Genomic DNA, 25,343 nt, shown 5'->3' with positions numbered 1-25,343 from the left:
AGATGTAGGGTACGGAGGTAAAAATGCGTCAGCGAACATTTTGGATTGCGTTTGGATTGGGTCTCGTCGTCGGCGGTGTCACCGCTATTCTCATGGCCCCACAATCCGGCGAGGTGACCCGGCGCAAGCTCCGCCGCAGTATGGAGGACCTCAGCGACAACCTGCAGGACGCAGGCGACTACCTGAAGGACCAGGCCGACCGCCTCACCAAGGAAGCGCAGAAGCTCATCAACACCGGCAAGGAGCAGTTCGGCAGCGTTGTCGACACAGCCACCGGTTACGTTAAGAACGCCAGCAAGGCCGCACAATCCGTCACCAAGCTTATGTAACAGGTCCATCCACGGGCTTGAGCTGGAAGCCAAACAGGGCAGAAAACAAACAGGGCGCGCCACCGTGGCGCGCCCTTTCCTTTGCTTTTTTCCTTGCGAACTTACCTCACGCTACGACATGTTCACGTTACCAGCGTGCACTTATTTTCGTGCAAAACCGCAACACCTCACGACCCTGTGTGTCAGGATGAGCGTGCACGACGCGATAAGGTGGCGAAAAGTCGCAGTGCAGCAGCAAAAATTTCTCGCAAGGGGCTTACAAGATGAAGAATCTCTGTCTCTCGATTGCCGCGGCCTTTCTCGCGGTCTCTGGTGCCGTCTCCGCGCAGAGTGTTACGGCGACTTCAACCACTACCGCCAGCACATCGGCAACCAGCACCACGACCGGCGCCACCATCCATCAGCGTAAGGAAAACCAGCAGGACCGGATCGCTCAGGGCGTCAAGAGCGGTGAACTAACGGCCAGCGAGTCCGCCACGCTGGAATCGCAGGAGGCTGGCATCAATAAAGAAGAGCGTGGCATGCGTCAGCAGGACAACGGCCATCTCACCGCGCAGGACAAGGCCACTCTGAAGTCTCAACTCAATACCGAGTCCAAAGACATCTACGCCGACAAACACAACAGCGCCACACAGCCGCCGGTCAAGGGAGAAGTCAATAAGCGACTCGAAAACCAGCAGGACCGCATTGCGAGCGGGGTCAACTCTGACAAGCTGACCGACGGCCAGGTCGCGAAGCTCGAGACGCAGGAAGCCGGCGTCGCGAAAGAAGAAGCTGGCATGCGCGCGCAGGACAACGGCAAACTGACTGCTCAGGATAAGAAGCTGCTCAACAAAGAGCTTAACCAGGAGTCACGCCGCATCAACCGCGACGAGCGCCGTACCGAGCACAAGTAACGTTCTTCTCAAGGACCCCAGGCGATGCCTGGGGTCTTTCCTCTTCAAGCTACAAAACCGCAAGCATGCCTACAGAGCATGCCGCCTCAGGCATTCGCCAGGAACGCAACTATGAACGGCCGAAATTCAATTTTCTCCAGGCTTATCCTGCTCTCGGGTGTCTGTTGCTTGCTTCTCGCAACACAGCGCAGCGAAGCGCAGGCCTCTGCAGCCGGCATCGCACCGGAGTCCACAGGTCATGTGGCTACCGGCTTAGTCGCTCCGGTAAACGGCTTCAATTTCATTCTCGACCAGACGGGACAGCACAACTCGGCGACAGGATGGGCTGACATTGTTACTCCGGACCTGTCTTTTCGCTTTGACAGGCATTTCTCCGTGAGTGCACTTGTGCCTTGGTATCCCACCGTGAATGCATTTGTGCCCAAGACGGTCAACGGAGTAAAAACTTATCCCTTGGCTACAGGCAAAGATCTTCTTGGTGACACCGTCGGCGTCGGCACTTATGAGCTTCCGCACAATCGCTTGACGTATCTTGCGACGGCCTCCGTGGGATTCCCTACAGGAAATTCTCGTTTTGGACTCAGCGCCAATACCGAGACCTATAACATCAACAATCATCTCGATTACAGCATCGGCCCCTTCGATCCTGATATCGAAGTCGGTGAAGGGAACTCGTCGAGCCTCGTAAACCGCGCCGTGAAGAAGCCGTATGTTGCCGTCGGTCCGTTGGCGAACTTCCAGGCCGGCTCCTCGATCGACCTTCCTTTCAGCTTTAACCTCGACGTCGAAGCCTATGAGGAACTGCCGATTGGCAACCAGAGCGTCTACGGCACCGTAACGCGAAAAAACAACAAGGGAAAGACGGTCACCCAGCAGGTGCTCGAAGGCGCAGGCACCGCCGAAGATAATGGCATCGTCTCCGAACTCGACTTCCCGATCGGCCTTCACTTCATGCTCACTGGCACGTATGAGCGCAGTCTCAGGCAGGATGTCGACACGGCCTCCGTCGGCATTACATGGGTCGCGCGCAAGCCGAAGATCACCCGCGCCATCGAGTAAGCCTCCAGCACCCGCACCAGACGTCACAGCAGCAAAACAAACAAAACGCCCCGGCTTATCACCGAGGCGTTTCGATTTGATCTGTTGCTTAACTAAACCGTCGTCAGCGCCAGCCCCGCCAGCTTCTCTTCGCCCTCGCTCGACACTGGACGATAGAACAACTTGTTGTTCTCGAGATAAACCTCGAGGAACGCTGGACGCTCGGCAATCTGCCCCGCAATCAGCGCCTCGGACAACGGGTCCTCGATGAACCGCTGCAGTGCGCGGCGCAGTGGACGCGCCCCGTAGTTGCGGTCGGTCACCGTCTTCTCCAGGATCCAGCGCTTTGCATCGTCGTGCACGCTAATCGTGATCGCCTTGTGGACAAGGTTCACGTTCAACTGCTGCACAAGCAGTTCGAGAATCTGCATCAACTCGTTGTCGCCCAGCGAGGTAAAGACGATAACCTCATCCAGTCGATTCAAGAACTCCGGATTGAATGTCCGCTTGACTTCGGACATCACCATCTCCTGCATCTTCTCGAGCACCACCTCGTCCTTCGACGACTGGAAGCCCAGGCCCTCACGCTTCATGAGGTGCTTGGCCCCGATGTTCGAAGTCATGATGAGGATCGTGTTTTTGAAATCGACCGTGTTGCCGAGCCCGTCCGTGAGCTGCCCGTCTTCAAACACCTGCAGCAGCAGGTTGAAGACATCCGGATGCGCCTTCTCGACCTCATCGAGCAGCACTACCGAATAAGGCGAACGCTTCACACGCTCGGTGAGCTGGCCGCCCTCCTCGTAGCCCACGTAGCCCGGAGGCGAACCGATCAGCTTCGACACCGAGTGCTTCTCCATAAACTCCGACATATCGAAGCGGATCAGCGACTTCTCCGAGCCAAACAGGAACTGCGCCAGCGTGCGCGCAACCTCTGTCTTGCCGACGCCCGTAGGTCCCAGGAACAGGAAGCTGCCAATCGGCCGGTTCGGATTCTTCAGACCTGCCCGCGAGCGCCGGATCGACCGCGCCAGCGCCGAGATCGCCTTATCCTGCGCGATCACCCGCTTGTGCAGCTCTTCTTCGACGCGCAGCAGCTTCTGCGTCTCTTCTTCCTTGATCGACGTAATCGGAACACCCGTCCACCGCGAGACCACGTCTTCGATGTCCTCGCGCGTCACAATGCCCGAGCTTGACTCATCGAGGTGATACTTATCACGCAGCGCGCGCAGGTTGTCGCGCTCCTTGCGCTCCTCGTCCGAGTAGAACCTCGCCTTCTCGAACTCGTGATTCGCAATCGCGTTCTCCATGCGGTGCACGATGAACTTGATGCGCTTCTGGACCTCGGTCAGCTCTTCGGGCAGCGTGGTCTGCCGCAGCTTCACACGCGCGCCCGCCTCATCGATCAGATCAATCGCCTTGTCCGGCAGGAAGCGGTCCGGGATGTAGCGGTTCGAGTGCGAGACGGAGAAGGTGATCGCGTCGTCCGTGTAGCTGACGGCGTGAAACTTCTCGTAACGCTCCTTGATGCCCATGATGATCTTGATCGCATCCTCTTCATTCGGAGGCGGCACCTTCACGGCCTGGAAGCGACGCTCCAGCGAGCGGTCCTTCTCGATCGATTTGCGATACTCCGCCGGTGTCGTCGCTCCAATGCATTGGATCTCGCCACGGCTTAGCGCGGGCTTCAGAATGTTCGCTGCATCCAGCGAGCCTTCTGCCGATCCCGCGCCGACCAGCGTGTGCAACTCGTCGATGAAAACGATCGAGTTCTGCGACTCCATCAACTCCTTCATGATGGTCTTCAGCCGCTCCTCGAACTGGCCGCGGTACTTGGTCCCCGCAACAATCAGCGAAAGATCCAGCGAAAGCACGCGCTTGTCCGCAAGGAAGCTCGGAACCTCGCCGTCGGCAATCTTCTGCGCCAGTCCTTCAACGATTGCAGTCTTGCCGACGCCCGGTTCGCCAATCAGCACCGGGTTGTTCTTCGTCCGGCGGCAGAGAATCTGAATGACGCGCTCCACCTCGTGATCGCGCCCGACCAGCGGGTCCAGTGTTTGCTCGCTCGCCGCCTGTGTCAGGTCGCGCGAGAACTCCGCCAGCATCGACTGCTCCTGTTGCTGGCGCGCCTGCTTGCCGGTGGCTGCTGCCGGTTTCTCTTGTGTAGTCCGCTGCAATTCCTCGCGGATGGCCGGCAGCCGCAGCCCGCGCTCCATCAGAATCTCGGCCGCGAAGCACTTCTCTTCACGCAAGAGTCCGAGCAGCAGATGCTCTGTCCCGATGTGCTTGTGGCTCAGCCGCTCAGCCTCTTCGGCCGCATAGGCGAGCACGTGCTTGCATTCGTTGGAAAGTGGAAGATCAACCGACGTCGATACCTTTTCGCGAACAGTTGTATGTTGCTCAATCTGCTTGCGAATCGATTCAACAGAGGCATGCGAGCGAAGGAAGCGGTTGGTTAGCGCCTTGTCTTCGCGCAGCAGGCCCAGCAGGAGATGTTCAGTCTCAATGTACGGCGAGCCGAACTGGCTGGCCTCGTAGCGCGCAAAGAAAATCACGCGCCGCGCCTTTTCTGTGTAGCGTTCGAACATGCTCCCCCTTCGAACTACGCTCCGGTTCTCGGGTGAGCGCCGGAGCGCCTCTGGACCGTGGCCGACGCCGCGTTACTCTGCGGCAAAAGAACTGAGTGCCTCGAAGGCAGCCAGGGTGGTTGAAGTGCCCCTAGTGTATCTGTAGAAGTGCGGTCCAGTGCCACCCCACAAACGTACAAAAAGAGCTACCCGTTTGATGCCTCTGTGGGAAAACCGTCGCAAACCGGAATTGTGCTCTTTGTGACGACGGCCGTCCAGAACTAGTTCGCGTTCCAGCCTGGACCGGCCTGAAGGGTCCGTTATACTGCGCCAGTTGTATTTTCTACCCCTCGCTTATTCGGAGACGTTTCATAGCATGCACGACATTCAACCTGATGTGCGATCGCGTTTCCGCGGGCTCGGCTCTCTGGTGGAGATTGCCCTGAATGGGCTGGCTACGGTTCAGTTCGTATGGTTCTACCTCATTTGGGTACATTCGTCGCTTATACCCAGCCGGTATGAGGCCGGATTAGAGCAGACACCCTACCAGACTCGCGTACTGATGATGTTTCCGCTGCGCTGGGCACATCAGAGCCAAGGGCTGAACAGGTTCGCCGAGTGGCTCAGTACGGGGAAAACTGCCGTCTGGTTTGACAGAGGTATTAGTGCTGAGGGGATCGTCCAGGCCGCGATCGATGTCTGTAGCGTTGTGTGCATTGGACTTATCGCGAGAAAGCTCTATGATCTCGCATCGCCGAGGGGAATATTCCGTTTTGCCGTTTACCCCCTCACGCTGGTGATGATCCTTGCAACGTACGGGCTCTCATTCACCTATCACGTGCGGTACTTCTACGATCTGCCGAGTGTGGCACTGTTCGGAGCGGGGCTGCTGCTCCTCTATAGGAGAAGCAATGTCCTCGCCTTCTGCGCAATCTTCCTGATTGCGACAGTTAACCGTGAAACCAGCCTGATGTTATTGGTTTTTTATGCACTTAGGCTCATACTGGACTACTCCGGGCGATACACATCCAAACGCAGGCTGCTGGTAGACATCACAACGATTGTGGCGATGGCAGTTGCCTGGGGCGCCTGGCACGTATTTATCACCCGCCACTTCGCCCATAACCCGACAGCGTCCATGGCGCGATGGAAGAACAACGTCTTTCTGCTCTTGTCCCCTCTGAGCTGGCCGCAACTTGCGTCTACGGGCGCATTCATGATCCCGGTCATTGTCCTTTACCGCAGATATCTGACGGACAGACTGCTTCGGACATGGCTTTGGGGCCTCGCCGTCTGGTTCGTGTTCATGATGATCTTCGGCGTCATCATCGAGATTCGTATCTACGGAGAACTCATCCCCTATCTCGCCTGCTGCACCGTCCTCATCGCCGAAGCGGTCGTTTCGGAAAAGCTGATCGCGGCGATCGGGGAACCTAATCCTATGAATGAGCTGGATTTCGCGCCCTCGGGTGCTGCACCTGAACGGCTGAAAATTACGGGAGAGCGATCAGTGTTCCCGCGCTGAGTTTCATCACGCGGTCACAACGGCGGGCGAACTCTGTATTGTGCGTGACGATCACGCTCGTCAGCCCGTGTTCGCGATGCAATTGTTGAACCAGGGCGAATACCCGGTCCGCTGTGCCGGCGTCCAGATCTCCAGTCGGCTCATCCGCAAGCAGCACCTTCGGCTGCGTCACCAGGGCGCGCGCGATCGACACCCTCTGCTGTTCGCCGCCGGACAACTCTCCAGACCGGTTCGCGGAGCGCCCGCTCAGCCCCACACGTTCCAGCCAGCTTGCCGCCAGCTGCATCGCTTCCGCCTGAGGCACACCTCTCGCAAGCAGCGGCAGCGCGACGTTCTCAACCGCAGTGAACTCCGGCAGTAAGTAGTGAAACTGCCAGACGTACCCAATCTCCCGGTTACGGAAGGCGGAGGCCTCTGCCTTCGACAGTCCCGTCACATGCGTGAAACCGCACCAAACCTCGCCCGCAGTTGGAGTGTCGAGTGCCGCCAGAATGTGCAACAACGTGCTCTTTCCCGCGCCCGACTCGCCGATGATCGCCACCATCTCACCCGCCTCCACCTGCAGGTTGAGATCGCGGAAGAGCTCGAGATCCGGCGTCCCAGGTTCGACAGATGGATATGTCTTCCTCAGCCCGAAGGCGCACAGCAACTCGTCGCAATTTTTCATGGCGTCACAGAGAGTTCGCTGCTACAGGCTCCTGCGGCTGGTCCCCGCCCGGCCGTATCGCTGGGTTCCACTCCGCCCCGAACGCAATGCCAAGCCGATTCCATGCATTCATCGTCGCGATGGCGAACGTCAGGTCTACGAGGTCCTTGTCCTTGAAGTACTCGCTGACTGCCGCGTAGGCCTCGTCGGATGCGTGTCCATCCTGAATATTCGTTATCTCCTCGGTCCACGCCAGGGCCGCGCGCTCCCGCGGAGTAAACGCATCCGACTCGCGCCAGTTTGCCACGGCGTTGATCCGGGAGTCCGGCTCGTTGGCATGCTTCAGCTCCTGCGTGTGCATACCGATGCAGAAGCCACAGCGATTCAGTTGCGATGCGCGGAGGTCAACTAATCCCAGTAGTCCAGCGTCAAGTGATGTCGCCGTGCGCAGGTAATGTCCGAGAGATACAAGCGAGCGATACGCTTCAGGCGCGAGCTTGGGATAGGGAAGACGCGGCATAGAAGACCTCTGACAGCCAGAATACTTCTTACTCGTAACGCAACGCTTCGGCCGGAAGAATACTCGCGGCCGTGTGCGAGGGATACAGTGTTGCAAGGAGCGAGAGACCAAGCGAAACGGCAAGGACAATCAGGGCATCGGTCATACGAGGAGCGAACGGAAGATAGCTGATCGAATACACGCTCGGATCGAGCGGAATGAATCTGTAGTGCGCTCCAAGCAGGCTTCCGGTGTAACCGACGGCCAATCCGAGCAGGCTGCCTATCACGGAGATGAGCAGCCCTTCGAGCAGGAAAATTCGCCGCACCTGCGCGCTGGATACACCGAAGCTCATGAGCACCGCGATGTCACGGGATTTCTCCATCACCATCATGGTGAGTGCGATGAGGATGTTCAGCGCGGCGATGACGACGATCAGCGCGAGGATGATGAATGTCACCACCTGCTCGAGCTTCAACGCGCGGAACAATTCGCGATTCTGATCGATCCATGTGGTCGCTTGAAATCCGGGCCCTGCCGCGAACTCGAGGTCTTTTGCAACCTCCGGCGCGCGATAGAGGTCATCCAGTTTGAAACTCAGCACCGAGATCAGATCCGGCTCTGAGAACAGGTGCTGCGCATCGGCAAGTCTCATGAAGGCGTACGCGGAGTCGTACTGATAAAAGCCTGAGTCAAAGATCCCGGCGACACGAAATCGCTCATATCGCGGCACCAGACCAAGAGGCGTGAGCTCGCCCTGCGGACTGGTAACCAACACTGTGTCACCGACGCCGGCGCCGAGGGTGAGGGCGAGTTCATTTCCAAGGACGACCGGCGGGGGCACCGCATCTGGACTCGCGACTGGATTCAGGTCGGAGTAGGAGCCTTGCTTCACGGCCTGGAGGAGGTTGCCGACGCGGAGTTCGTCCTGCGGCAAAATTCCTTTGATGAGGGCGCCGCCGGAGCGGGCGCCACGGGAGATGAGCACCTGACCGTAGATGCCGGGGGCTACGGCGGTGACGTGGGGCTGGGTGGAGAGACGCTGCATGAGGGGGCGCCAGTCGCGGATGCCGTCGCCGGCGGACCGCATGAGCTCCACGTGGGCGAGGGCGCCTACCAGGCGCTGCTGGAGGTCGCGGCGCATGCCGTTGGTGATTGCCAGGGCGATGATCAGTGCGGCGACTCCGGCGGCTATGCCCAGGACCGATATCGCGGTGACTAATCCGACCACTGCCTGACGGCGGCGAGCTCGGAGATAACGGGCCGCGATGAAGAGTTCGAAACGCATCTGAGGCAGGATAGCCCCTCCCCCGGTATTTTGCGCAAAGTCTTCAGAACAGGGAACTTAGGCTTGGACTTTATTTGTCGTCCATTTTGCAAAGTCTTGATTTGTAATGACTTAGGAGGGCAGATAGATGTAAAGTCTTGGATTCAAAGGAGTTGGCTGGGTCGGGTTCAGAGTTCGGCGGACGGGACCAAAACTAATACCGCTATTCTGGACAGGGGTTTGTCAAGTGGCTCGACGCCTGAAGATTCGAGGGTTAACGCCAGCTATATCGTTGATTGCAGTTCTGGGATTTTCGGGTGGGATGGGTGCGCAACAGAAGAAGACGCCGACGCTGGATGAGATTCTCGGGCGGCTGGAAGTGAATTTGAAGCGGTATGACGCTGGTGTTCCCAGCCTCTTCTGCGATGAGCATGTGGTCTCGCAGGCCGGGGCGGGTTCGCACGGTCAGGCCACCGTCACTGATTCCACCTTTCGCTTGAAGCGCGTTGCGGACGCTAACCATTCGATGAGTCTTGTGGAGTCGCGTGAGATTAAGAGCGTCAATGGGAAGCCGGCGACTTCGCAGGCGATGAAGGGCCCCTCGATGCTGAGCGGGGTGTTTGAGGGTGGGCTCGCGGTTGTTTCGGTCGAACAACGGCAGTGCATGAAGTACACGTTGGAACGGAGCAAGGAGAAGGGCGCGAACCAGCTTTACGTTATCCGGTTTGCTACGGTTCGCGATCCTCCGAACCCTGGCGATTGTCTTTTGCAAGAGAAGAGCAAGGGGCTGGTGTTCGTCGATCCTGCATCGATGGAGATCACGCACCTGGAGTTGACCACGCCGCGACACCTCATCGTTCAGGGAACATGGGATGATTCGCCGGTCATTGGGAGGCGGGAGCTCACGGTGGACTATGCGCCTGTGGTGCTGGATGGAGATACGTTCTGGATGCCGTCGACGATTGATTCGCGCGATACGAGCGGATGGACCATGTGGTCTTTTCGGGCGGAGTATCGGAATTATCACAGGCTGGAAGTGAAGTCGCGGATCTTGTCGGATGTGGACGCGCGGTGAGAGTCACGGGATGCGGGCAGCATACCTCAGGGGCTAAAGCCCCCTTTTGGGTGTTGGCTAAGATACCCGAGCCTGAAGGCTCGGGGTACCTGGAAGCCAATACAAGAACAAAAGCAGATCCCCTTCGGGGATGACAGAAAGAAAAGCAACGGCAAGAGCGAAAGCAACGGCAAAGGCAACGGCAAGAGCAAAAGCAACGGCAAAGGCAACGGCAAGAGCAAAAGCAAAGGCGGGTCTGGTTCAGTTTCGAGTTTTCAGTTTTGAGTTGCGAGTTAAGACCTGCGTGCTATCGGAAGAAGGTGCAAGCGGCATGGGGCGTGCGATCACGCTCGGGATCCTTCGACTTCGTCGCACAAGCGCGACTTCGCTCAGGATGACGGTGATTCGTTGATCCAGACGGTGAGGATCTGTGGCGTAAGAATCCAGAGATGAGGATCTACGGGGTGTCCAGAGATTAGGATCTACGGGGTGAGGACCGCGCGGTAGCGGACCTGGTTTTTCTTGACGCGGGAGACGGCCGTGTTGGCGTCCTTCATGGGGAAGCGCTCGGTGACGGCCTGGATGTTGTGGCGGGCGGCGACTTCGAGCATCTCGCGGAGGTCGCGGGGGCTGCCGATGCTGGAGCCGGCGACCGTGAGATTGTTGCTGATGAGGCCGGCGCCGGGGACCTGAAGCGGCGAGGGGCCGGCTCCGAGGATGACGAGCGTGCCTTTGGGGCGGAGGGCTTCGATGAAGTAATGGAGGTCCTGGTCGCCCGAGACTGTGGAGAGGATGAGGTCGAGGGAGCGGGCGTGCTTTTTGACCGCTGAGGTCTCGCGAGTGTTGACGAAGGCGTGGGCGCCGAGGGAATGGGCTTCGGCTTCCTTGTCTTTGGAAGAAGAGAAGGCGACGACCTCGGAACCGAAGGCGCGGGCGAACTGGATGGCGAGATGGCCGAGGCCGCCGATGCCGATGACGCCGACGCGTGAGGCGGGGCGGGCTCCGTGATTGCGGAGCGGGGCATAGACGGTGACTCCGCCACAGAGGAGCGGGGCGGCATTGACGCTGTCGAGTGCCTCTGGGACGGGGATGGCGAAGCGGCTGTTGGCGCGAACGGAGGAGGCGAAGCCGCCGTGGCGGCCGACGCAGGTGGGTTGGGCCTTGGGGCAGAGATGCTCTTCGCCGGAGCGGCACCACTCGCAGATACCGCAGGAGTCTGCCTGCCAGCCAATGCCGACGCGCTGCCCGACGGTAGGGCCGTGGACGGCGGAGCCGAGCGCGGTGACAGTGCCGATGATCTCGTGGCCGGGGACGAGCGGGAAGCGGGAGATGCCCCAGTCGTTGTCGATCAGGTGGACGTCGGAGTGGCAGACGCCGCAGTGTGAGACGCGGACTTCGACGTCATAGGGCCCGAGCTCGCCGGGAGAGTAGCGGAAAGGGAGTAGTTGGGCTCCGGCGGCGTGGGCCGCGAATCCCTGGATATCCGACATAGCAGACACATCTCCAAAGACGATCCGGTGATAACTCTAGCGAGTGACTGCAAGGTTATACCAGAGCGATGTGTGGAGAGGCTTTGGCCGTGCAAGCGAGATGTGTGATAATCGATCTGCGCCTCTGGTCGGGACGATCCCCCACCGATTGTTCCCTTGATAGGAGGCGCGAGATGTACGCGAATGGGCCGCTGGCACCCCCCGGCGGCCCTTCGTGCGTCTGTAAGACGACGTTACCTCAGGGGCTAAAGCCCCGCGTGTTGGGCCGCACGTACGGCACGGCTGAAGCCGTGCCCTTAACGAGACGGGGACACACGCACGGCATCCTTGGGGTTCGCTTGGGACAGCTTTGAAGGGCGTGCGCGGCATCGTTGGGGTTCGCTTGGGACAGGCTTGGAAGGCTGCTCTTAACGAAGTGCAGTATGAGGGGGAAATGGGTTCAGCGTTCGTTGTTGGACGAAGGGTATCGGGGTCCCTCGACTGCGGCCCTGTGGGCCTTCGCTCAGGATGACGGTTCTGAGGAGGGCGAGGCGAAACGGAGGGACGCGAAGCTCGTCTTAAGGGGTAGATAAGGCGTAGAACTGAAGGTAGATTTCGGGTCCCCGATGGGCGTAGGGAGCACGTGGTATGAAGACGGGTTGGGTTTGGGCGGTCGGTCTGGTGGTGAGTCTGGCGGCAACGGGTGCGGCCCCGGTGTGGGGGCAGAGCGCGCCGGCGAGTTCTCCTGCACAGCAGCAGCAGCAGAAGCCGACACCTCCGGCGACGACGGATGACAGCGCGGGGCCGGATACGGGCACGGATGGCATCGTGCTGCCGAAGAAGAACACGGACGAAGCGCCCCCGCCGGCTCCTGCGGAAGAGAAGGTCAAGAACCCGAACAATGAGACGTTCTCGATGCGCGTGGACGTGCCGATTGTGAACCTGGACGTGAACGTGCTGCTGGATAAGACGCATCAGTTTGTGCCGGGGCTGAAGCCGGACAACTTCCTGGTGGTGGAGGATGGGGTCGAGCAGAAGGTGCAGTCGGTGCGGCTGACGAAGACTCCGATTACGGCGGTGATGCTGCTGGAGTTTGCGTCGAACTCGTACTGGTTCATCAACGATATGCAGAATGCGGCGGTGGCGTTCTTCAGGACGCTGCAGCCGGAGGATTACATCGCGGTTGCGACGTACGACATGCGCACGCATATCCTGTGCGACTTTACGAACAACCAGTCGACGATCGCGGAGGCGCTGCAGAGCCTGGTGATTCCGGGATTCAGCGAGACGAATGAGTTCGACGCGCTGTACGAGATGCTGGACCGGCTGAGCAGGGTGGAGGGGCGGAAGTACATCATCCTAATCTCGACCGGCCGGGACACGATGTCACATATCACGCTGGACAAGATGCTGGCGAAGATCAAGGCGACGCCGAATGTGACGATCTTTACGATCAGCACGGGCGGAATGGTGCGGGAGATGTCGGGCGGCGGCATGGGAATGGGCGGCGCGGCGCGGCATATGGATTATCTGCAGGCCGATAACGAGATGCGCACGTTCGCGGAGATGACGGGCGGAATGTGGTTTCAGCCGGTCTTCCAGGGAGCGCTGCCGGATGTTTTTTCGCAGATCAATGAGTCGATACGGAACCAGTATGTGGTGACCTACAGACCGACGAACACGGCGAATGACGGCAGCTACCGCAAGGTGAAGGTGTACCTGGTGGATCAGGAAGGCAAGCCGCTGAAGATGCAGGATGAGAAGGGCAAGGCTGTGAAGTACTCGGTGATTGCACGCGACGGATACAAGGCGAAGCTGCCGGTGGAATAAGCACCACGATGTTGTAGGGTGAGTATGCCGGTGGAGGCTGGCATATTTGCGCGTGCGATTCGTTGCAGTTGTGCTTGTGTTGTGCGGATGGGGAGCGGCGCGAGCTCAGCGTGTGGTGCTCGAGCGCGATAACGCTACGGTGGTGTTGGAAGGATATGCGCCGGGTGTGGTGCGCGTATCTATGAGCCAAAATACGGGGAGCCTGGATGGTGCAGCGGCTGCGGAGAAGGGGCCGGGTGTCGGGATTGTTGCGCAGCCGGCGGCGAGCGGGTGGACGCATTCGAGCTCTGACGCGGGGGATGAGTATCGATCGGCAGAGATGGTGGTGAAGGTGGGGGCATATCACCACTGGGTGCCGACGGGCACAGGTGCGGACATTGCGAAGTACTTTGTGGGGTCGACGCCGGGGTTTGGGTTTGAGATTGACCGCACAGATGGCCAGCCGGTGTTGAAGATGGATGGCTGGGAGATGTCTGTGCCGAACCATAAGGATGGCGACGCGCAGATTCTCGAAGACCGCAGGCCGGGCGATGATCCGTTCTACAGGGTGGGCGCGACGTTTGCGGCGCCGAATGATGAGCACTACTACGGTCTGGGGCTGAACCAGCAGGGCGGGTTGGATCTGCGCGGAAGATCGATCGAGTGTGCGCATGACTACGATGCGGCGGCGGGGCCGAGTGTGTGCGTGCCGTTTGTGGTGACGAATAAGGGATACGCGATTGTGTGGGATAACCCGTCGAAGACGCGGGTGGATTTTGCGTTCAACGAGCGGACGAAGTGGAAGTCGCAGGTGGGGCAGCGGGTGTCGTTCTTTGTGATTGTGGGCGACACGTACGACAAGCTGTATGAGGGATATCGGTTGCTGACGGGCGATGTGCCGATGCTGCCGAAGTCGGCGTATGGGTACATCCAGTGCAAGCAGAGGTACACGACGCAGAAGGAGCTGCTGGACGTGGCGCGGGGATATCGCGAGCGGAAGCTGCCGGCCGATGTGATGGTGGTGGATTGGTTTTACTTCACGAAGATGGGCCAGATGGATATGGATCCGCGGTACTGGCCGAATCCGAAGGCGATGAATGATGATCTGCATCGGATGGGGTTTCATTCGATGATCAGCGTGTGGCCGCGATATGTTCCCGAGGACAGGTACTACGCGACGATTCTGAAGAATGGGTGGTTCGAGCACCTGGCGGATGGGACGCCGACGAATGGGCTGCCGTACGATCGCGCGGGGTCGGATATTGATACGACGAATCCGGATGCGGCGAAGTGGTTCTGGGACAGGATCAACGAGAATTTTGTGGCGAAGGGATTCGACGGCTTCTGGGCGGATGAGACGGAGCCGGATCTGCCGCCGAATGGAAGCTATCTGCATGTCGGGCCGGGCACGGAGTACTTCAATGTGTATCCGTACTTTCATACAAAGGCGATCTATGACGGATTTCGCGCGGACCTGCCCGATCGGAGGGCGCTGATCCTGGCGCGCGATGCGTATCTTGGAGCGCAGCATAACGGGACGATCTTCTGGTCGTCGGATATTTATCCCACGTGGGATACGCTGCGGCGGTCGGTGCCGACGGGGTTGGGTTTTGTGGCGTCGGGGATGCCGTATTGGAGCACGGATATTGGTGGGTGGCAGTATCTGCCGGGTTCGCATAAGGCCGAGCGGCCGGTGTTAATTGACGCGAGCGATGCGAAGGAGAATGTCGGGAACTACGAGGACTACGCGGAACTGTATGTGCGGTGGTTTGAGTATGGGACGTTTCAGCCGACGATGCGTGCGCACGGGAGCCGCAAAGAGAATGAGGTTTGGAGTTACGGCAAGCAGGCGGAGCCAATACTCGAAAAGTATCTGAGGCTGCGGTATCAGTTGATGCCGTACATCTACTCGCTCGGGTGGTACTCGCATGAGTCGGGCGCGCCGTTTATGCGCGGATTGTTCATGGATTTTGGGAGCGATCCGAAGGTGGCTGGAGTTGGCGATGAGTATATGTTCGGTCCGGCGCTGCTGATTGCTCCTGTAACAGAGCAGGGAAGCACGAGCCGTGAGGTGTATCTGCCAGCGGGAACGGACTGGTACAACTTCTGGACGAATGAGCGCGTGCATGGCGGACAGACGCTGCGAGTGAATGCGCCGATCGATACGATTCCGGTGTTCGTGCGGGCCGGGTCGATTGTGCCGATGGGAGCGCCGGTGCTGAGCACGGATGAGAAGCAGGCGATTACAGAGGTGCGGGTTTATCCGGGCGCGAATGGGGAGTTCACGCTCTATAACGATGACGGCAAGACGTATGCGTATGAGCAGGGCAAAGACGAGATCACGCGCCTGAAGTGGGATGATGCGAGCGGCAGGCTAACGCATAGGGGCGCGGCGGTGTGGAGCGGGCCGGATGCGCAGGTGGTGAAGGTCATTCGGTGACGAGGTGACTACTGTGCTGTTGCAACATAGTTCGAAAGGTGTATTATGTCGGACACCGATATATAGCGATCCTCATGCTGCTGCGCAATCGGCTGCCTGAGCCTCGCCAGCCTTCTTCGAAGGAGGAGGTGTTCTTATGAAACGCAAACATGGTTTGGCATTGACGGCGGTTGCATTAACGATGCTGAGCGCCAGCGCGGGCGCACAGATGGTGGTGCACGCGGTGAGTGGGGTTGTGAAGGCGGTCGATCCTCACACGAACACGATGCAGCTGACAGTCGACAGCGGTGATACGAGTCAGTTCAAGCTGCCCAACGGCGCGAAGGTCACGCTGGATTTCGACAAGGCGCTGCAGTCGGACTCGGTGAATGCGGACAAGTTTCAGCATGTTGGCGATTACGTCGTCGTGTACTACTACGGCTATGACGACAACCAGACGGCTGTGGCGGTGAAGGACCTTGGGGCCGGACCCTTCGAGAAGATCGAGGGTACGGTGGTGAGCTATGACAAGCACGCGCGCACGATGACGGTGAAGGATGATGCCGGGAAGTCGGAGTCGTTCGCGCTGGGCGATCACCTGGTGGTGGATACCGGCGTGAGTGTCGCGGCGGGCCGCGGCTATGACCCGCACAAGGGATGGCAGGTGCGAGTGACCTATACCAAGGCGGCTGATAAGAACACGGCAGTGTTCGTGCGGTCGCGGCAGTAGCGTGCGGAGTTCTTACGCGCCTGGTCTGTGTCTTTTCGGCATTGCGAGTAGCTTCAGCGCGTTGTCGCGATAGACCTTTTGCAGGACATCGTCGGGAAGGTTGATTCCGTAAATATTCCAGCGGCCCTGCCGTGAAGCGTGGCTTGGATATTCGAAGTACTCGTCTTCGGTTTCGAGAAAGCGATAGTAGAGTCGGTACATTTCGACGTCGGGAACGAGGTCGGAGCCGAAGAGAATGCGATCGGCGAATCGGAGGAAGAATCGGCGCGCGGAGTAAGGCTGACGGCCGAGCTCAGAGGCGCGGGCGCTGATGTCGACGAGGACGTTGGGATTCGCGTCCAGCATCGCTGTAACGTTCTCGAGGTTTTCGCTGTTCTCCGCGATGTGAGCTGCGACGAAGGTCGTTCCGGGATGGCGCTTGAACACGCGGTCGCGCTGTGCGAGTAATTCGTATTTGCCGAATGTGGCTCCGTAGAAACTCCAGTCGGGATGCGCGGACAGCTCTTCGAGGCGCTCGTTGTGCGCGTCAATCGGCAGAAAGAAGGCTTCCGGATCGCCGATGTGCATCATCACCGGCAACCCAAGCTCGCCGCATCGATCGAATATTGGCGCAAGGCGCTGATCATCTACCTGCAGCAGCGAGCCGGTGCGGTCACGAACCGTGAGTCCGAGGTCCTTCCAGATTTTGAAGCCGACAATTCCTGCGTCTGCGAGTCTTTCGAGACGTTCGAGGCTCAGGGGAATGAAGTTGTCGAGTTCGATGCCGGTCCAGTCCATCCATCCGATGGTTGAGAATCGTTGAGGATCGGCATTGTTGAATTTTCTGATCGTGCGCAGAGCATCATCGCCGACTTTCATGGTGATGTTCACGATGCGCTCGATACCGCAATCGTCCATGATGCGGAGGACGTTTTCCGGATCCTGTGCATCGAGGTGATTGTGGTAGTCGATCACGGGAAAGCGCGGCCTCAGTATCTCGTGCACCGGCGTTTTGAGCATCGATTTTGGATGGAAGTCGCTGAGCGGCAGGCTGACATCACGTTTTGCGGTGACCATCGCGACGAACTTATCGCTAGTGTCTGGCGGAGCTGACGCGGCTTTAGAGTGCGTACTCATGTTTCGATTGTCGTCTAATCGGGCAGGACGTCCAACGTCAATACCTGGAATGGAGCGAGTTGAAATACGTGAGCGGTGCCTGCGCGCAGATGGATCGATGGCTGGCCTGCATCTTCCTTCCATGGGCTGTGCGCGGTGAAGTTTCGCGCGGCGCCAGCGGGGAGTTCGAACGCGGTTTGCGGATCGACGGTGACGGGCTGTGGCTTGTCGCTCGGGTTGCGCAAGGTGAGTATCGCTTTCTTTGGCGTCCATGACGCCCACCCGTATACCTCAAGCCATGCCGGGTCGCCGCCGATCCAATGCGTGTCTTTGAGCACCTCGGCGTTTGCGCGAGACCACTTCGCGGCTTCTGCTAAATCATCCCAGTTGTTGTCGGTCAGCAGGGATGGAGTGATGTACATCTCCTGTAATTGTGTGCCCGTGCCGAAGTACGAACGAATCTCGTTTCGGAAATCGTTGTCGGGATCTTTGTTGAGGTCCTTGTGCTTCTGCGCGTAGATGAGGCCGTGAAGCATGAGCGAGTTCAGCGGATAGAGCGGGCCGGTCTTCACGACGCCGTCGTAAGTTGCGGCATCGCGATAGGTGATCCAGCGCTCGCGGTAGGGGCCGACACCGGCGACGTTGTCGTCGTCGCCGCCACGCCAGATCGAGTCTGCATACATGAGCCAGAAGGGCGATGGGTAAGTGCCGGTGGTGAGATTAATGTAGATGTCGGGTTTTTCCTGGCGTATCTCACCGATGAGATGAATCGCGGCGTCGAAGTCGCTGTCGAACGCGCTGCCCTTGAAAACAGAATCTGCATTTCCGGTGCCGTCGAACTTGAATTGATTGACGCCATAGTTATGAATCATGCCCATGCAGACGTCGCGGAAGCGTGCGTAGTACTTGGGGCCGGAAAGGGCAAAGCCGTTGTTGACGATTTCAAAGCCCTGCTGCCGGCCGTATTCGACGCGTTCTTTCTTGGGTGCAGAATATCCTCCCCAGGGCGACATCCACACGCCGGGATCGGCGCCATAGTTTTCCGCTGCTTTGCGAACGTTGCTGAAGCCGTTGGGAAAGCCAGAGTTGAAGTTCCATAAAGAGGCGTGGTTGTCCCAGCCATCATCGAAGAGGAAGGAGTCGAGTGTGACGCCGCGTTTATCGTGTAATTCGCGGCCGAAGTTGTGGATGCGGTCGAGTGCATCGGCTTCGTCATATGGGTTGAAGTAGCCGAGGTCGTACCAGGAGTTGTAGTGCAGGAAGGTGCGGTACGCGTGCGCACGTTCGCGCTCAATGTAACGAAGAAAATCGCGACGCATCTGTCCGGTGCGGGCGACGCCAATGACGAACGAGTAGGTGATGGACTGACCGGCACGCAAAGGGAGCTCGCGGTCGATGTACGCGGTTGCGCGTTGATTGGTGACATTGCTATTCGATAGCGGGTGCTCAAATCCGAGGAAGAGATTGTCTGCAACAATGGGCGAGCCCGGCACGGAGCCTACGACGTGAGCGGTAGGCAGCGCGGTATCGAGAAGCTGAACGCGGGTGATCGGAATGTCGTGGTTGCGGGCTTCGAGGGCGAGCAACTCGCGGATATAGTTCGAGCCATCGCGTAACACTACTGACCAGACGAGGTGAAGGTTGCGATCGGCGCTTATGAGGGGAACGTCGAACTCGTCGCCCGGGAGGCGATCTGAATACCGCGATGCGTTGGGAGTTGGATTCAGATGCCTCTCGCGCACTGGGCCGTCTGTTTGCAGATTATCGGCGTTAAGAATTGAGCCGTCCTTGAGCAGGACCTTGAACGGTTCGGGGAAATGCTGCACGGCGCCGTGCAGCCGGTCTGCGATGGAAAGATGGGAGAGGTGGTGCGACGAGAGATCCCATTGCGCGGAGATCACTTGATTGGCCAGAGAATAATGTGCGCGCTGCACTGTTCCGGCAGCTTTGCCAGCGTCAATCTGGGCGGTCGCGCGACCACAAATGAGAGCCAATGCTATCAGGGATGTGCATTTGAACACTGTTTCTCGATCCTTCCTGAAGGCTTCGGGAGCACGGCGCGTAACTATCGGCGAAATCGGGACGCAATACAAAAGCGATTTGTTTATATTCACGATGTGGTCATCCAGCGTAGCGTAGATTCGGGAAAGCCGTGCTAGCCGGCTGGTGTGCGGCAGCCCATCGGAGAGGCTGTTGTCGCGTTGCAGGCACCATGCGTCGGCTCGGGTCGCTGGGTTGGTGCATGGTGGTCATGCTCCTTGTGAGCATCGATGCGCGTGCTGTTCAGCAACAAGCGCCGGATTACTTTCATCACCAGGTGGGGTCGACCGAAGACGGTCTGCCGCAGGCGACTGTTAACGCCCTTCTGCAGAGCCATCAGGGATATCTGTGGATCGCGACAGAGGATGGAGCAGCGCGCTTTGACGGGCAGAGCTTCCGTGTACTGAACCATCTGACGATACCGGCCTTCGCCAGTGACGATGTGAGTTGTCTGGCCGAGGATCACGAAGGCGATGTCTGGTTCGGCACTTCGGATGGGCTTGTTAGAAAGCATGGCGAGAGTTATCGACGCTTCTCAGAACGGGATGGACTGCCGTCGAATGAGGTTGTAGCACTCGCTACGGATTCTAGCGATCTGCTGGTCCTGACGACGGGCGGGGTTGCGGTCTGGCGGCGTGACCACTTTGAACGAATCGGAACCAACGCAGTCATAAACGGAATAACTGCGACGCCGGAAGGAGTGGTTCTCGTTTCAAAGAAGGGCGACGTTTACCGATGGAATCAAGGGCGACTCATTGCTGTTGCTTCGGCAGCAGAAGGCCAACCGGTTGTGCTCGGCGCTGCAATTAGTGACAGACAAGCGGTCTGGACGTTTGGCTTGGATTTTGTTCAATTCTCTTCAGCTTCTCAAAAGAGAATATGGCGGACGGGCGTCGAGTTGCCGGGTAACCGGGTGCAGGCCCTCCATGTAGATCGGCAAGGGAAGGCATGGATAGGAACCAATCGTGGGCTCGTCTCCATTGAGCCATCGGCGGGCTACGCTCTCCGCGATTTTGACGTTGTGCGAGGAGAGTCGGTTCTTTCCGTTTGTGTCGATCGCGAAGGAGACGTGTGGGTGGGAACGGAAGCATCGGGTCTGCATGCCCTGCAGCCGCGTAAGTTCGCCATTCTCCCGGGCTCTACTTCGGAGGCCGTGACAACAGTCGTGCGTGACAGCCGAGGAGTGATGTACTTCGGGACGCGGGACGACGGGATCTTTCGAACTGACGGCGCTGCGGAACCGGTTGACCCTAAGAAGCTGACGAGCCCGGTGATCCTCTCATTGGCAGCGGGGCCGGAGGGAGATGTTTGGGCAGGCACTCCTGATGGCCTGAACCACATCGTCGGAACAGAGGTGCATCACTGGACGATCGCTGAGGGATTGCCTGACAACTTTGTGCGCAGCGTGCTGGTTGCCGCGGATAAGACTGTTTGGGCGGGCACAAGATTTGGCCTGGTGCATATCGATGGCAAGGGTGCGCAAACCTTTACGACAGCAGACGGTTTGTCGAGCAACTCCATTGGACCGCTGCTCGAGGTGAGATCCGACGAGGCCGGGGTGAGTGAGCTCTGGATAGGCACCTCTGCCGGTTTGTGCCGGTGGACCACGCGCAAGCTTGAATGCCTGTCCTCGGCGTATCAGGCGAACGGCAGCATCATCACCGCACTCGCTGCCGATGGGGAGGGTGATGTGTGGGTGGCTTTGCATGGCCACGGCTTAGGTGTGGTGAAAGAGGATCGTGTCGTTTCGGTGTCCAGCTCCGCCATTCCAACAGAGATCGTTGGAATGATTACAGACGACCTTGGGTATCTGTGGCTTCGCTCAGCACGCGGTTTGCATCGCATCAAAATTAGTGACCTGCGAGCGTGCGTGTTGAATCCATCGGCATGCAGCAGCCTGAAAGTAGATGCTTACGGGCGCAGTGACGGGATGCAAAGCGATGAGCTCGCCGGTGAGGGTATCCCCTCTGCAGCCAAAGGATCGAACGGGGAAATATGGTTTGCGACGCGGCGCGGAATCGCTGTCACTGATGCTAAACATCTGCTGACGAATGGTGTGCCTCCCGGAGTCGTTATTACGCAAGCGCATGTGGACGGAGTGGAGTTGCCCGTCGGTGCGAGCGCCGAAATAAGCCCAGGGCATCGTCAATACAGTTTCGAGTACAACGCGCTGAGCTTGAATAATCCGGCAGGTACGCATTGCCGGTATATGCTCGACGGCTTCGATCGCGGATGGGTGGACGCGGGTACTCGGCGAGCGGCGTATTACACGAATCTGCCTGCGCGGCAGTACACCTTCAAGGTGTTGTGCGCCAACAGCGATGGAGTTTGGAGCAAGGACGAAGCCAACTTTCGCTTCCGCGTCCTGATGCCGTGGTATCGGAGTGTGTGGGCTTATTTGCTGGGGCTCTGCTTAGCAGCACTTACAGTTTTCGCGTTTGTTCAGCTGAGGGTGCGAGCCGAAAGGCGTCGGTTTGACCTGGTGTTGCAGGAGCGTACGCGTGTAGCCCGTGAAGTGCACGACACATTGGCGCAGGACCTTGTGAGCGTGTCTTTACAGGTGGAGCTAGCTGCGCAGCACGCGAAGGCAGGACGACTAGTGGAGGTGACGGAGCAATTGACGCGAACGCGGCTGCTCGTGCGGCAGGCGCTCGAGTCCGCTCGGCAGAGCATATGGAATTTGCGCGCCAACCTATCGGAGGAAAGTCTGCCGGCCCGGTTGTCGGCTCGAGTGGAAGCTCTTCGCGAGACGAATGTAACGTCGCATCTTCGCATCTCCGGCGAGTACCGCAGTGCAGCCGAGGCGACAGAGAAGGAGATACTGCGAATTGCGACTGAGGCGATCTCAAATGCTGAACGGCATTCAGGCGCCACAGAGATAAGAGTGGACCTTGCCTATGGTGCGGAAAGTCTGCGACTTCAGATTCGAGACAACGGATGCGGCTTTGATTACACATCTGCGCGCGAGATGGCAGATCACTTTGGTCTCAGGGGCCTGGAGGAACGTGCTGCTCTGCTCCAAGGACATCTGACAGTTGAGAGCGCTGTGGGGCAAGGTGCGACAGTTACACTTATAGTTCCTCTACCGACGGAGAGAGCATGATGGCCGCTACCGAACGTATTCGCGTTTTTGTCGTTGAAGATCATGCCGTGGTGCGGCAAGGGCTGATTGCGCTGTTGTCGTCCGCGCCGGAGATTGAGGTGGTGGGATTTGCAAAAGATGGTCGAGAGGCCGTGAGCCGCTATGACTCTCTTATGCCCGATGTCACGCTGATGGATCTCCAGATGCCGGGAATGCCAGGCGTGGAGGCCATTCAGCAGATCCGGCGGGGGGTGCCGACAGCGCGCTTTATCGTTCTCACGACATTTGACGGAGACGAAGATATCTATCGTGCGATGCAGGCTGGAGCGAGGGCGTATCTACTTAAGGGCGTGGATATGGAAGAACTGGTCGAAGCGATTCGAGCGGTACATGCCGGCCGCGGCCGAATTCCATCGGTGATCGCCGAAAAGCTTGCGCAACGAGTGGGCAGCGAGGAACTGAGTTCGCGCGAGGTGGAGGTGCTTGAGCGCATTGTGGCTGGACGGGCGAATAAGGAGATCGCTACGGATCTGCATATCTCTGAGGCGACGGTGAAGTCTCACGTGAACAGCCTTCTAAGCAAACTCGGCGCGTCCGACAGGACTCAGGCCGCTGTTCTTGCGCTGCAACGCGGGATCGTACACCTGCCACAATGAGGAAATCGGCTATGCGACGCATATGTTGGATTTTGCTTTTGGGTGCGCTGGCCCTCGCTGCAACCGCGCAGACGACCCGCAGCGAGCGATGGCGAGCGGCGACGGCCGCCGAACTTGAGGCCGCGCTGCCGGCCCGTGCTGCGGTGGAGAAGGAACATATCGAGACGGAGATGCGCACTGCGAACGGCATCATCAACTCGCACAACCAGATGATCGCAGCGGTGGTGTTGATTACGGCCGGGTATCAAGCCGATGGAAAATACTCGCACTTTCTCCTTGTTCAGTCGCCCCTGGTGCTGGATGGGCGTCTCACGCTGAAGCCGGGTTCGTATGTTGTGGGTTGGCGCCGCTCAGATGAGGGGCTCGAGGTGCACTTTTTTGATAGCGCGACAGGTACGGAGCGCGGAGTTGGGATCGCACGTCCTGAGCCTGGAACCCGCGTGGAAAGCTTCCACATCTGGCCACCCAGCGAGCACAAAGATATCCAGATTGGCCGATTCTTTCTGCCTTATTCGCTCCCTTGAGTACGTTTTGGCATGCACAGAAGCGGCGTCGCATGAAGATCCAGTTAAGTGCGCGCATTTCGTTCTAGCGAGCGAGTTACTGAACGGATGGCCAGCCTGAGGAGTCGAAGACGAGATAGTTGAGGCCCAGGGTAGGCGTGCCGTTGTTGTTGCCGTCGTAGTAGTGGTAGACGAGCAGCGGTTTGTTATTGACAGTCATGACGCTCTGGCCGCCAGGGCCGTAGATGTTGGAGTGAGAGCTGAGAAGGATGGTGCCTCCGCCTTGAGAGAGACCGATGCCACCGCGATCGACGTACGGGCCGGTGGGGATGGTGGAGCGGCCGACGATGATGCGATAGGTGCTGGAGGTTCCGCTGCAGCAGACGTTGATCGAGGCGAAGTAGTAGAAGTACTGCGTTCCGTTGAAGACGTAGGGGTAGATGAAGGAGCCCTCTTCGCCATTGGTGCGAGCGGCGATGTTGGCGAGGGTGGTGTTGGAAGCCAGGCGGAGCCCGGTGGCGGGGTCGAGCTGGAGGATGTGAATGCCGTCGTTCCAGGAGCCGAAGGAGAGCCACCAGTTGCCGGCGCTATCGATGAAGAGAGCGGGGTCGATGGCATTGAAGCCGGTGGTGCATCCGGTAGTGGTGCCGCATGAAGCGATGATCTTGCCGGCGTCGGTCCACGGGCCGCTGGGGCTGGTGCTGGTGGCGAGGGCGATGACGGCTTGGGGGCCGCTGTTGGTGCCGGCGACGGCGGGGTTGTTGTAGATGGGAATCGAGTAGTACTGATAGTAGACGCCGTTGGCATGGAGGACGTCAGGGGCCCAGATGTCGGTGCGGCCGTTGGTGCCGGTGGTGTTTTCAGAGGCCCACCAGCTGAAGTCCGGGTTGATGTCGCCGCTGGTGACGGCGGTGAAGGTGGACATGTCGGTGGAACTGGCGAGCGTGTTGTGCGTGCCATAGAGCCAGAAGGTGCCGCTGGCGTCCTGGATCATGTTGGGGTCGTGGACGTAAATGCCGGAGCCAGAGATGGCGAGCGGGGCAGGGTAGACGTTGTTGAATGTGTCGGTGAGTGTCCACTCCTGGCACCTGCAGCCGGTGCCGGTGGTGGCTCGGGCGCCCTGGTCGATGATGCTGGGTGAGGCCGACGTATCGAGCTGGAGATAGAGTCCGCTGTTGATGTTTTTGATGAGATAGTTGCCGTCGGTGAGGATGTAGAAGGACCAGAGGTGATCATTGGTTCCGTTGTCGGCCCATTGGAGCGCCTGCGCTCCGCCCGCAGTGGAAGCGTTGGCGATGCCTATGACCTGGTGGGTTAGCAGATTCTCGACATTGAATTCGCTGTTGCCCATGGGCATGAAATGCCAAAGCTGATCGCTCGCGCTGTCGGTGGATGCGAGGGTCAGGCTAGCACCAGCGGTCTGGTTCTGTGAGGCAATGCCAAGGAACTCGCTGTTCGAGGCGCTCTTGATCTGAAACTGCGTACTGTCACCGACGGTGCTGATGGTGCCCATGTCGGGAGTCGTGGGGTTTTGGGGTGTGGTCGAGCCACCGGAGTTGTTGCTCGAGCAGCCTGCGGCAAGGACAGCGAGCACTGCGAGGAGGAGCGCCAGGCTTGAAGATGACTTCTGCATGCAGGCCTCTGTTCGGGAAGAGGTCGAATCGGTGAACTGGAGGACTGGCGAGGCTAAAGAAAACCAGGCTGACGGGCAGTTCCCGTGCC

20 protein-coding genes are annotated in these 25,343 nt (G+C 58.9%); 12 read left to right on the top strand and 8 right to left on the bottom strand.

Annotated features, from left to right (window positions below; genetic code table 11):
* The first annotated feature begins 23 nt into the window (after positions 1-23).
* The 3 genes from VGU25_06495 to VGU25_06485 all read left to right on the top strand — a co-directional run bounded on the left by VGU25_06495 (position 24) and on the right by VGU25_06485 (position 2,284).
* Positions 24-329 (top strand): YtxH domain-containing protein, encoded by a 306-nt coding sequence (locus tag VGU25_06495; GenBank protein HEV2576841.1) that lies wholly within the window; start codon positions 24-26, stop codon positions 327-329.
* A 263-nt stretch (positions 330-592) separates the two neighbouring features.
* Positions 593-1,225, top strand: coding sequence for a hypothetical protein (locus tag VGU25_06490; protein HEV2576840.1), 633 nt, complete (start codon positions 593-595; stop codon positions 1,223-1,225).
* A 168-nt stretch (positions 1,226-1,393) separates the two neighbouring features.
* Positions 1,394-2,284, top strand: coding sequence for a hypothetical protein (locus VGU25_06485; GenBank protein HEV2576839.1), 891 nt, complete (start codon positions 1,394-1,396; stop codon positions 2,282-2,284).
* A 92-nt stretch (positions 2,285-2,376) separates the two neighbouring features.
* On the opposite strand, the gene VGU25_06480 is transcribed toward VGU25_06485, so the two are convergent.
* Positions 2,377-4,848 (bottom strand): ATP-dependent Clp protease ATP-binding subunit, encoded by a 2,472-nt coding sequence (locus VGU25_06480; protein ID HEV2576838.1) that lies wholly within the window; start codon positions 4,846-4,848, stop codon positions 2,377-2,379.
* A gap of 355 nt (positions 4,849-5,203) precedes the next feature.
* Between VGU25_06480 and VGU25_06475 the strand changes: the two genes are divergently transcribed.
* Positions 5,204-6,352, top strand: coding sequence for a hypothetical protein (locus VGU25_06475; protein HEV2576837.1), 1,149 nt, complete (start codon positions 5,204-5,206; stop codon positions 6,350-6,352).
* On the opposite strand, the gene VGU25_06470 is transcribed toward VGU25_06475, so the two are convergent.
* From VGU25_06470 to VGU25_06460, 3 genes are read right to left on the bottom strand one after another with little or no spacing between them, the layout of a single operon-like run.
* Positions 6,321-7,019, bottom strand: coding sequence for an ABC transporter ATP-binding protein (locus tag VGU25_06470; GenBank protein HEV2576836.1), 699 nt, complete (start codon positions 7,017-7,019; stop codon positions 6,321-6,323). The genes VGU25_06475 and VGU25_06470 overlap by 32 nt on opposite strands.
* Before the next feature lie 4 nt (positions 7,020-7,023).
* Positions 7,024-7,518: a carboxymuconolactone decarboxylase family protein gene (locus tag VGU25_06465; protein HEV2576835.1), complete on the bottom strand. Its 495-nt coding sequence runs from the start codon at positions 7,516-7,518 to the stop codon at positions 7,024-7,026.
* Between the two features lie 28 nt (positions 7,519-7,546).
* Positions 7,547-8,785, bottom strand: coding sequence for an ABC transporter permease (locus VGU25_06460; GenBank protein ID HEV2576834.1), 1,239 nt, complete (start codon positions 8,783-8,785; stop codon positions 7,547-7,549).
* Between the two features lie 226 nt (positions 8,786-9,011).
* Here VGU25_06460 and VGU25_06455 point away from each other — a divergent pair, with 226 nt between their 5' ends.
* Both VGU25_06455 and VGU25_06450 read left to right on the top strand, forming a co-directional pair.
* Positions 9,012-9,839: a hypothetical protein gene (locus VGU25_06455; GenBank protein ID HEV2576833.1), complete on the top strand. Its 828-nt coding sequence runs from the start codon at positions 9,012-9,014 to the stop codon at positions 9,837-9,839.
* A 130-nt stretch (positions 9,840-9,969) separates the two neighbouring features.
* Positions 9,970-10,230, top strand: coding sequence for a hypothetical protein (locus VGU25_06450; protein HEV2576832.1), 261 nt, complete (start codon positions 9,970-9,972; stop codon positions 10,228-10,230).
* A gap of 70 nt (positions 10,231-10,300) precedes the next feature.
* On the opposite strand, the gene VGU25_06445 is transcribed toward VGU25_06450, so the two are convergent.
* Complete coding sequence (locus tag VGU25_06445; GenBank protein ID HEV2576831.1) at positions 10,301-11,308, bottom strand: NAD(P)-dependent alcohol dehydrogenase; 1,008 nt, start codon at positions 11,306-11,308, stop codon at positions 10,301-10,303.
* A 627-nt stretch (positions 11,309-11,935) separates the two neighbouring features.
* Between VGU25_06445 and VGU25_06440 the strand changes: the two genes are divergently transcribed.
* From VGU25_06440 to VGU25_06430, 3 genes are all read left to right on the top strand, one after another.
* The gene (locus tag VGU25_06440; GenBank protein ID HEV2576830.1) at positions 11,936-13,117 is read left to right on the top strand and encodes a VWA domain-containing protein; all 1,182 of its coding nucleotides are present in this window, start codon (positions 11,936-11,938) and stop codon (positions 13,115-13,117) included.
* Positions 13,118-13,169: 52 nt separating this feature from the next.
* Positions 13,170-15,536, top strand: coding sequence for a TIM-barrel domain-containing protein (locus VGU25_06435; GenBank protein HEV2576829.1), 2,367 nt, complete (start codon positions 13,170-13,172; stop codon positions 15,534-15,536).
* A gap of 136 nt (positions 15,537-15,672) precedes the next feature.
* A complete protein-coding gene (locus tag VGU25_06430; GenBank protein ID HEV2576828.1) occupies positions 15,673-16,245 on the top strand; it encodes a hypothetical protein in 573 nt (190 codons plus the stop codon).
* Positions 16,246-16,257: 12 nt separating this feature from the next.
* Here VGU25_06430 and VGU25_06425 read toward each other — a convergent pair whose 3' ends face one another.
* Both VGU25_06425 and VGU25_06420 read right to left on the bottom strand, forming a co-directional pair.
* Entirely contained in the window at positions 16,258-17,361 is a 1,104-nt protein-coding gene (locus VGU25_06425; GenBank protein ID HEV2576827.1) for an amidohydrolase family protein, read from the bottom strand.
* 14 nt (positions 17,362-17,375) lie between these two features.
* Positions 17,376-19,334, bottom strand: coding sequence for an enterotoxin (locus tag VGU25_06420; protein ID HEV2576826.1), 1,959 nt, complete (start codon positions 19,332-19,334; stop codon positions 17,376-17,378).
* Between the two features lie 218 nt (positions 19,335-19,552).
* On the opposite strand from VGU25_06420, the gene VGU25_06415 reads away from it, so the two are divergent.
* From VGU25_06415 to VGU25_06405, 3 genes are read left to right on the top strand one after another with little or no spacing between them, the layout of a single operon-like run.
* On the top strand, positions 19,553-22,483 hold the full coding sequence (locus VGU25_06415; protein ID HEV2576825.1) for a two-component regulator propeller domain-containing protein: 2,931 nt from the start codon (positions 19,553-19,555) through the stop codon (positions 22,481-22,483).
* The gene (locus tag VGU25_06410) at positions 22,480-23,118 is read left to right on the top strand and encodes a response regulator transcription factor (protein ID HEV2576824.1); all 639 of its coding nucleotides are present in this window, start codon (positions 22,480-22,482) and stop codon (positions 23,116-23,118) included. Before VGU25_06415 ends, VGU25_06410 begins: the two co-directional genes overlap by 4 nt.
* 11 nt (positions 23,119-23,129) lie before the next feature.
* The gene (locus VGU25_06405) at positions 23,130-23,642 is read left to right on the top strand and encodes a hypothetical protein (GenBank protein HEV2576823.1); all 513 of its coding nucleotides are present in this window, start codon (positions 23,130-23,132) and stop codon (positions 23,640-23,642) included.
* 76 nt (positions 23,643-23,718) lie between these two features.
* Here the strand turns inward: VGU25_06405 and VGU25_06400 are convergent, their stop codons facing one another.
* Positions 23,719-25,254 (bottom strand): family 43 glycosylhydrolase, encoded by a 1,536-nt coding sequence (locus tag VGU25_06400; GenBank protein ID HEV2576822.1) that lies wholly within the window; start codon positions 25,252-25,254, stop codon positions 23,719-23,721.
* Positions 25,255-25,343: the final 89 nt, after the last annotated feature.

Source organism: Acidobacteriaceae bacterium, from assembly GCA_035944135.1.
Lineage (GTDB): Bacteria > Acidobacteriota > Terriglobia > Terriglobales > Acidobacteriaceae > Granulicella.
This window is presented reverse-complemented; position numbering and strand designations above follow the sequence as displayed.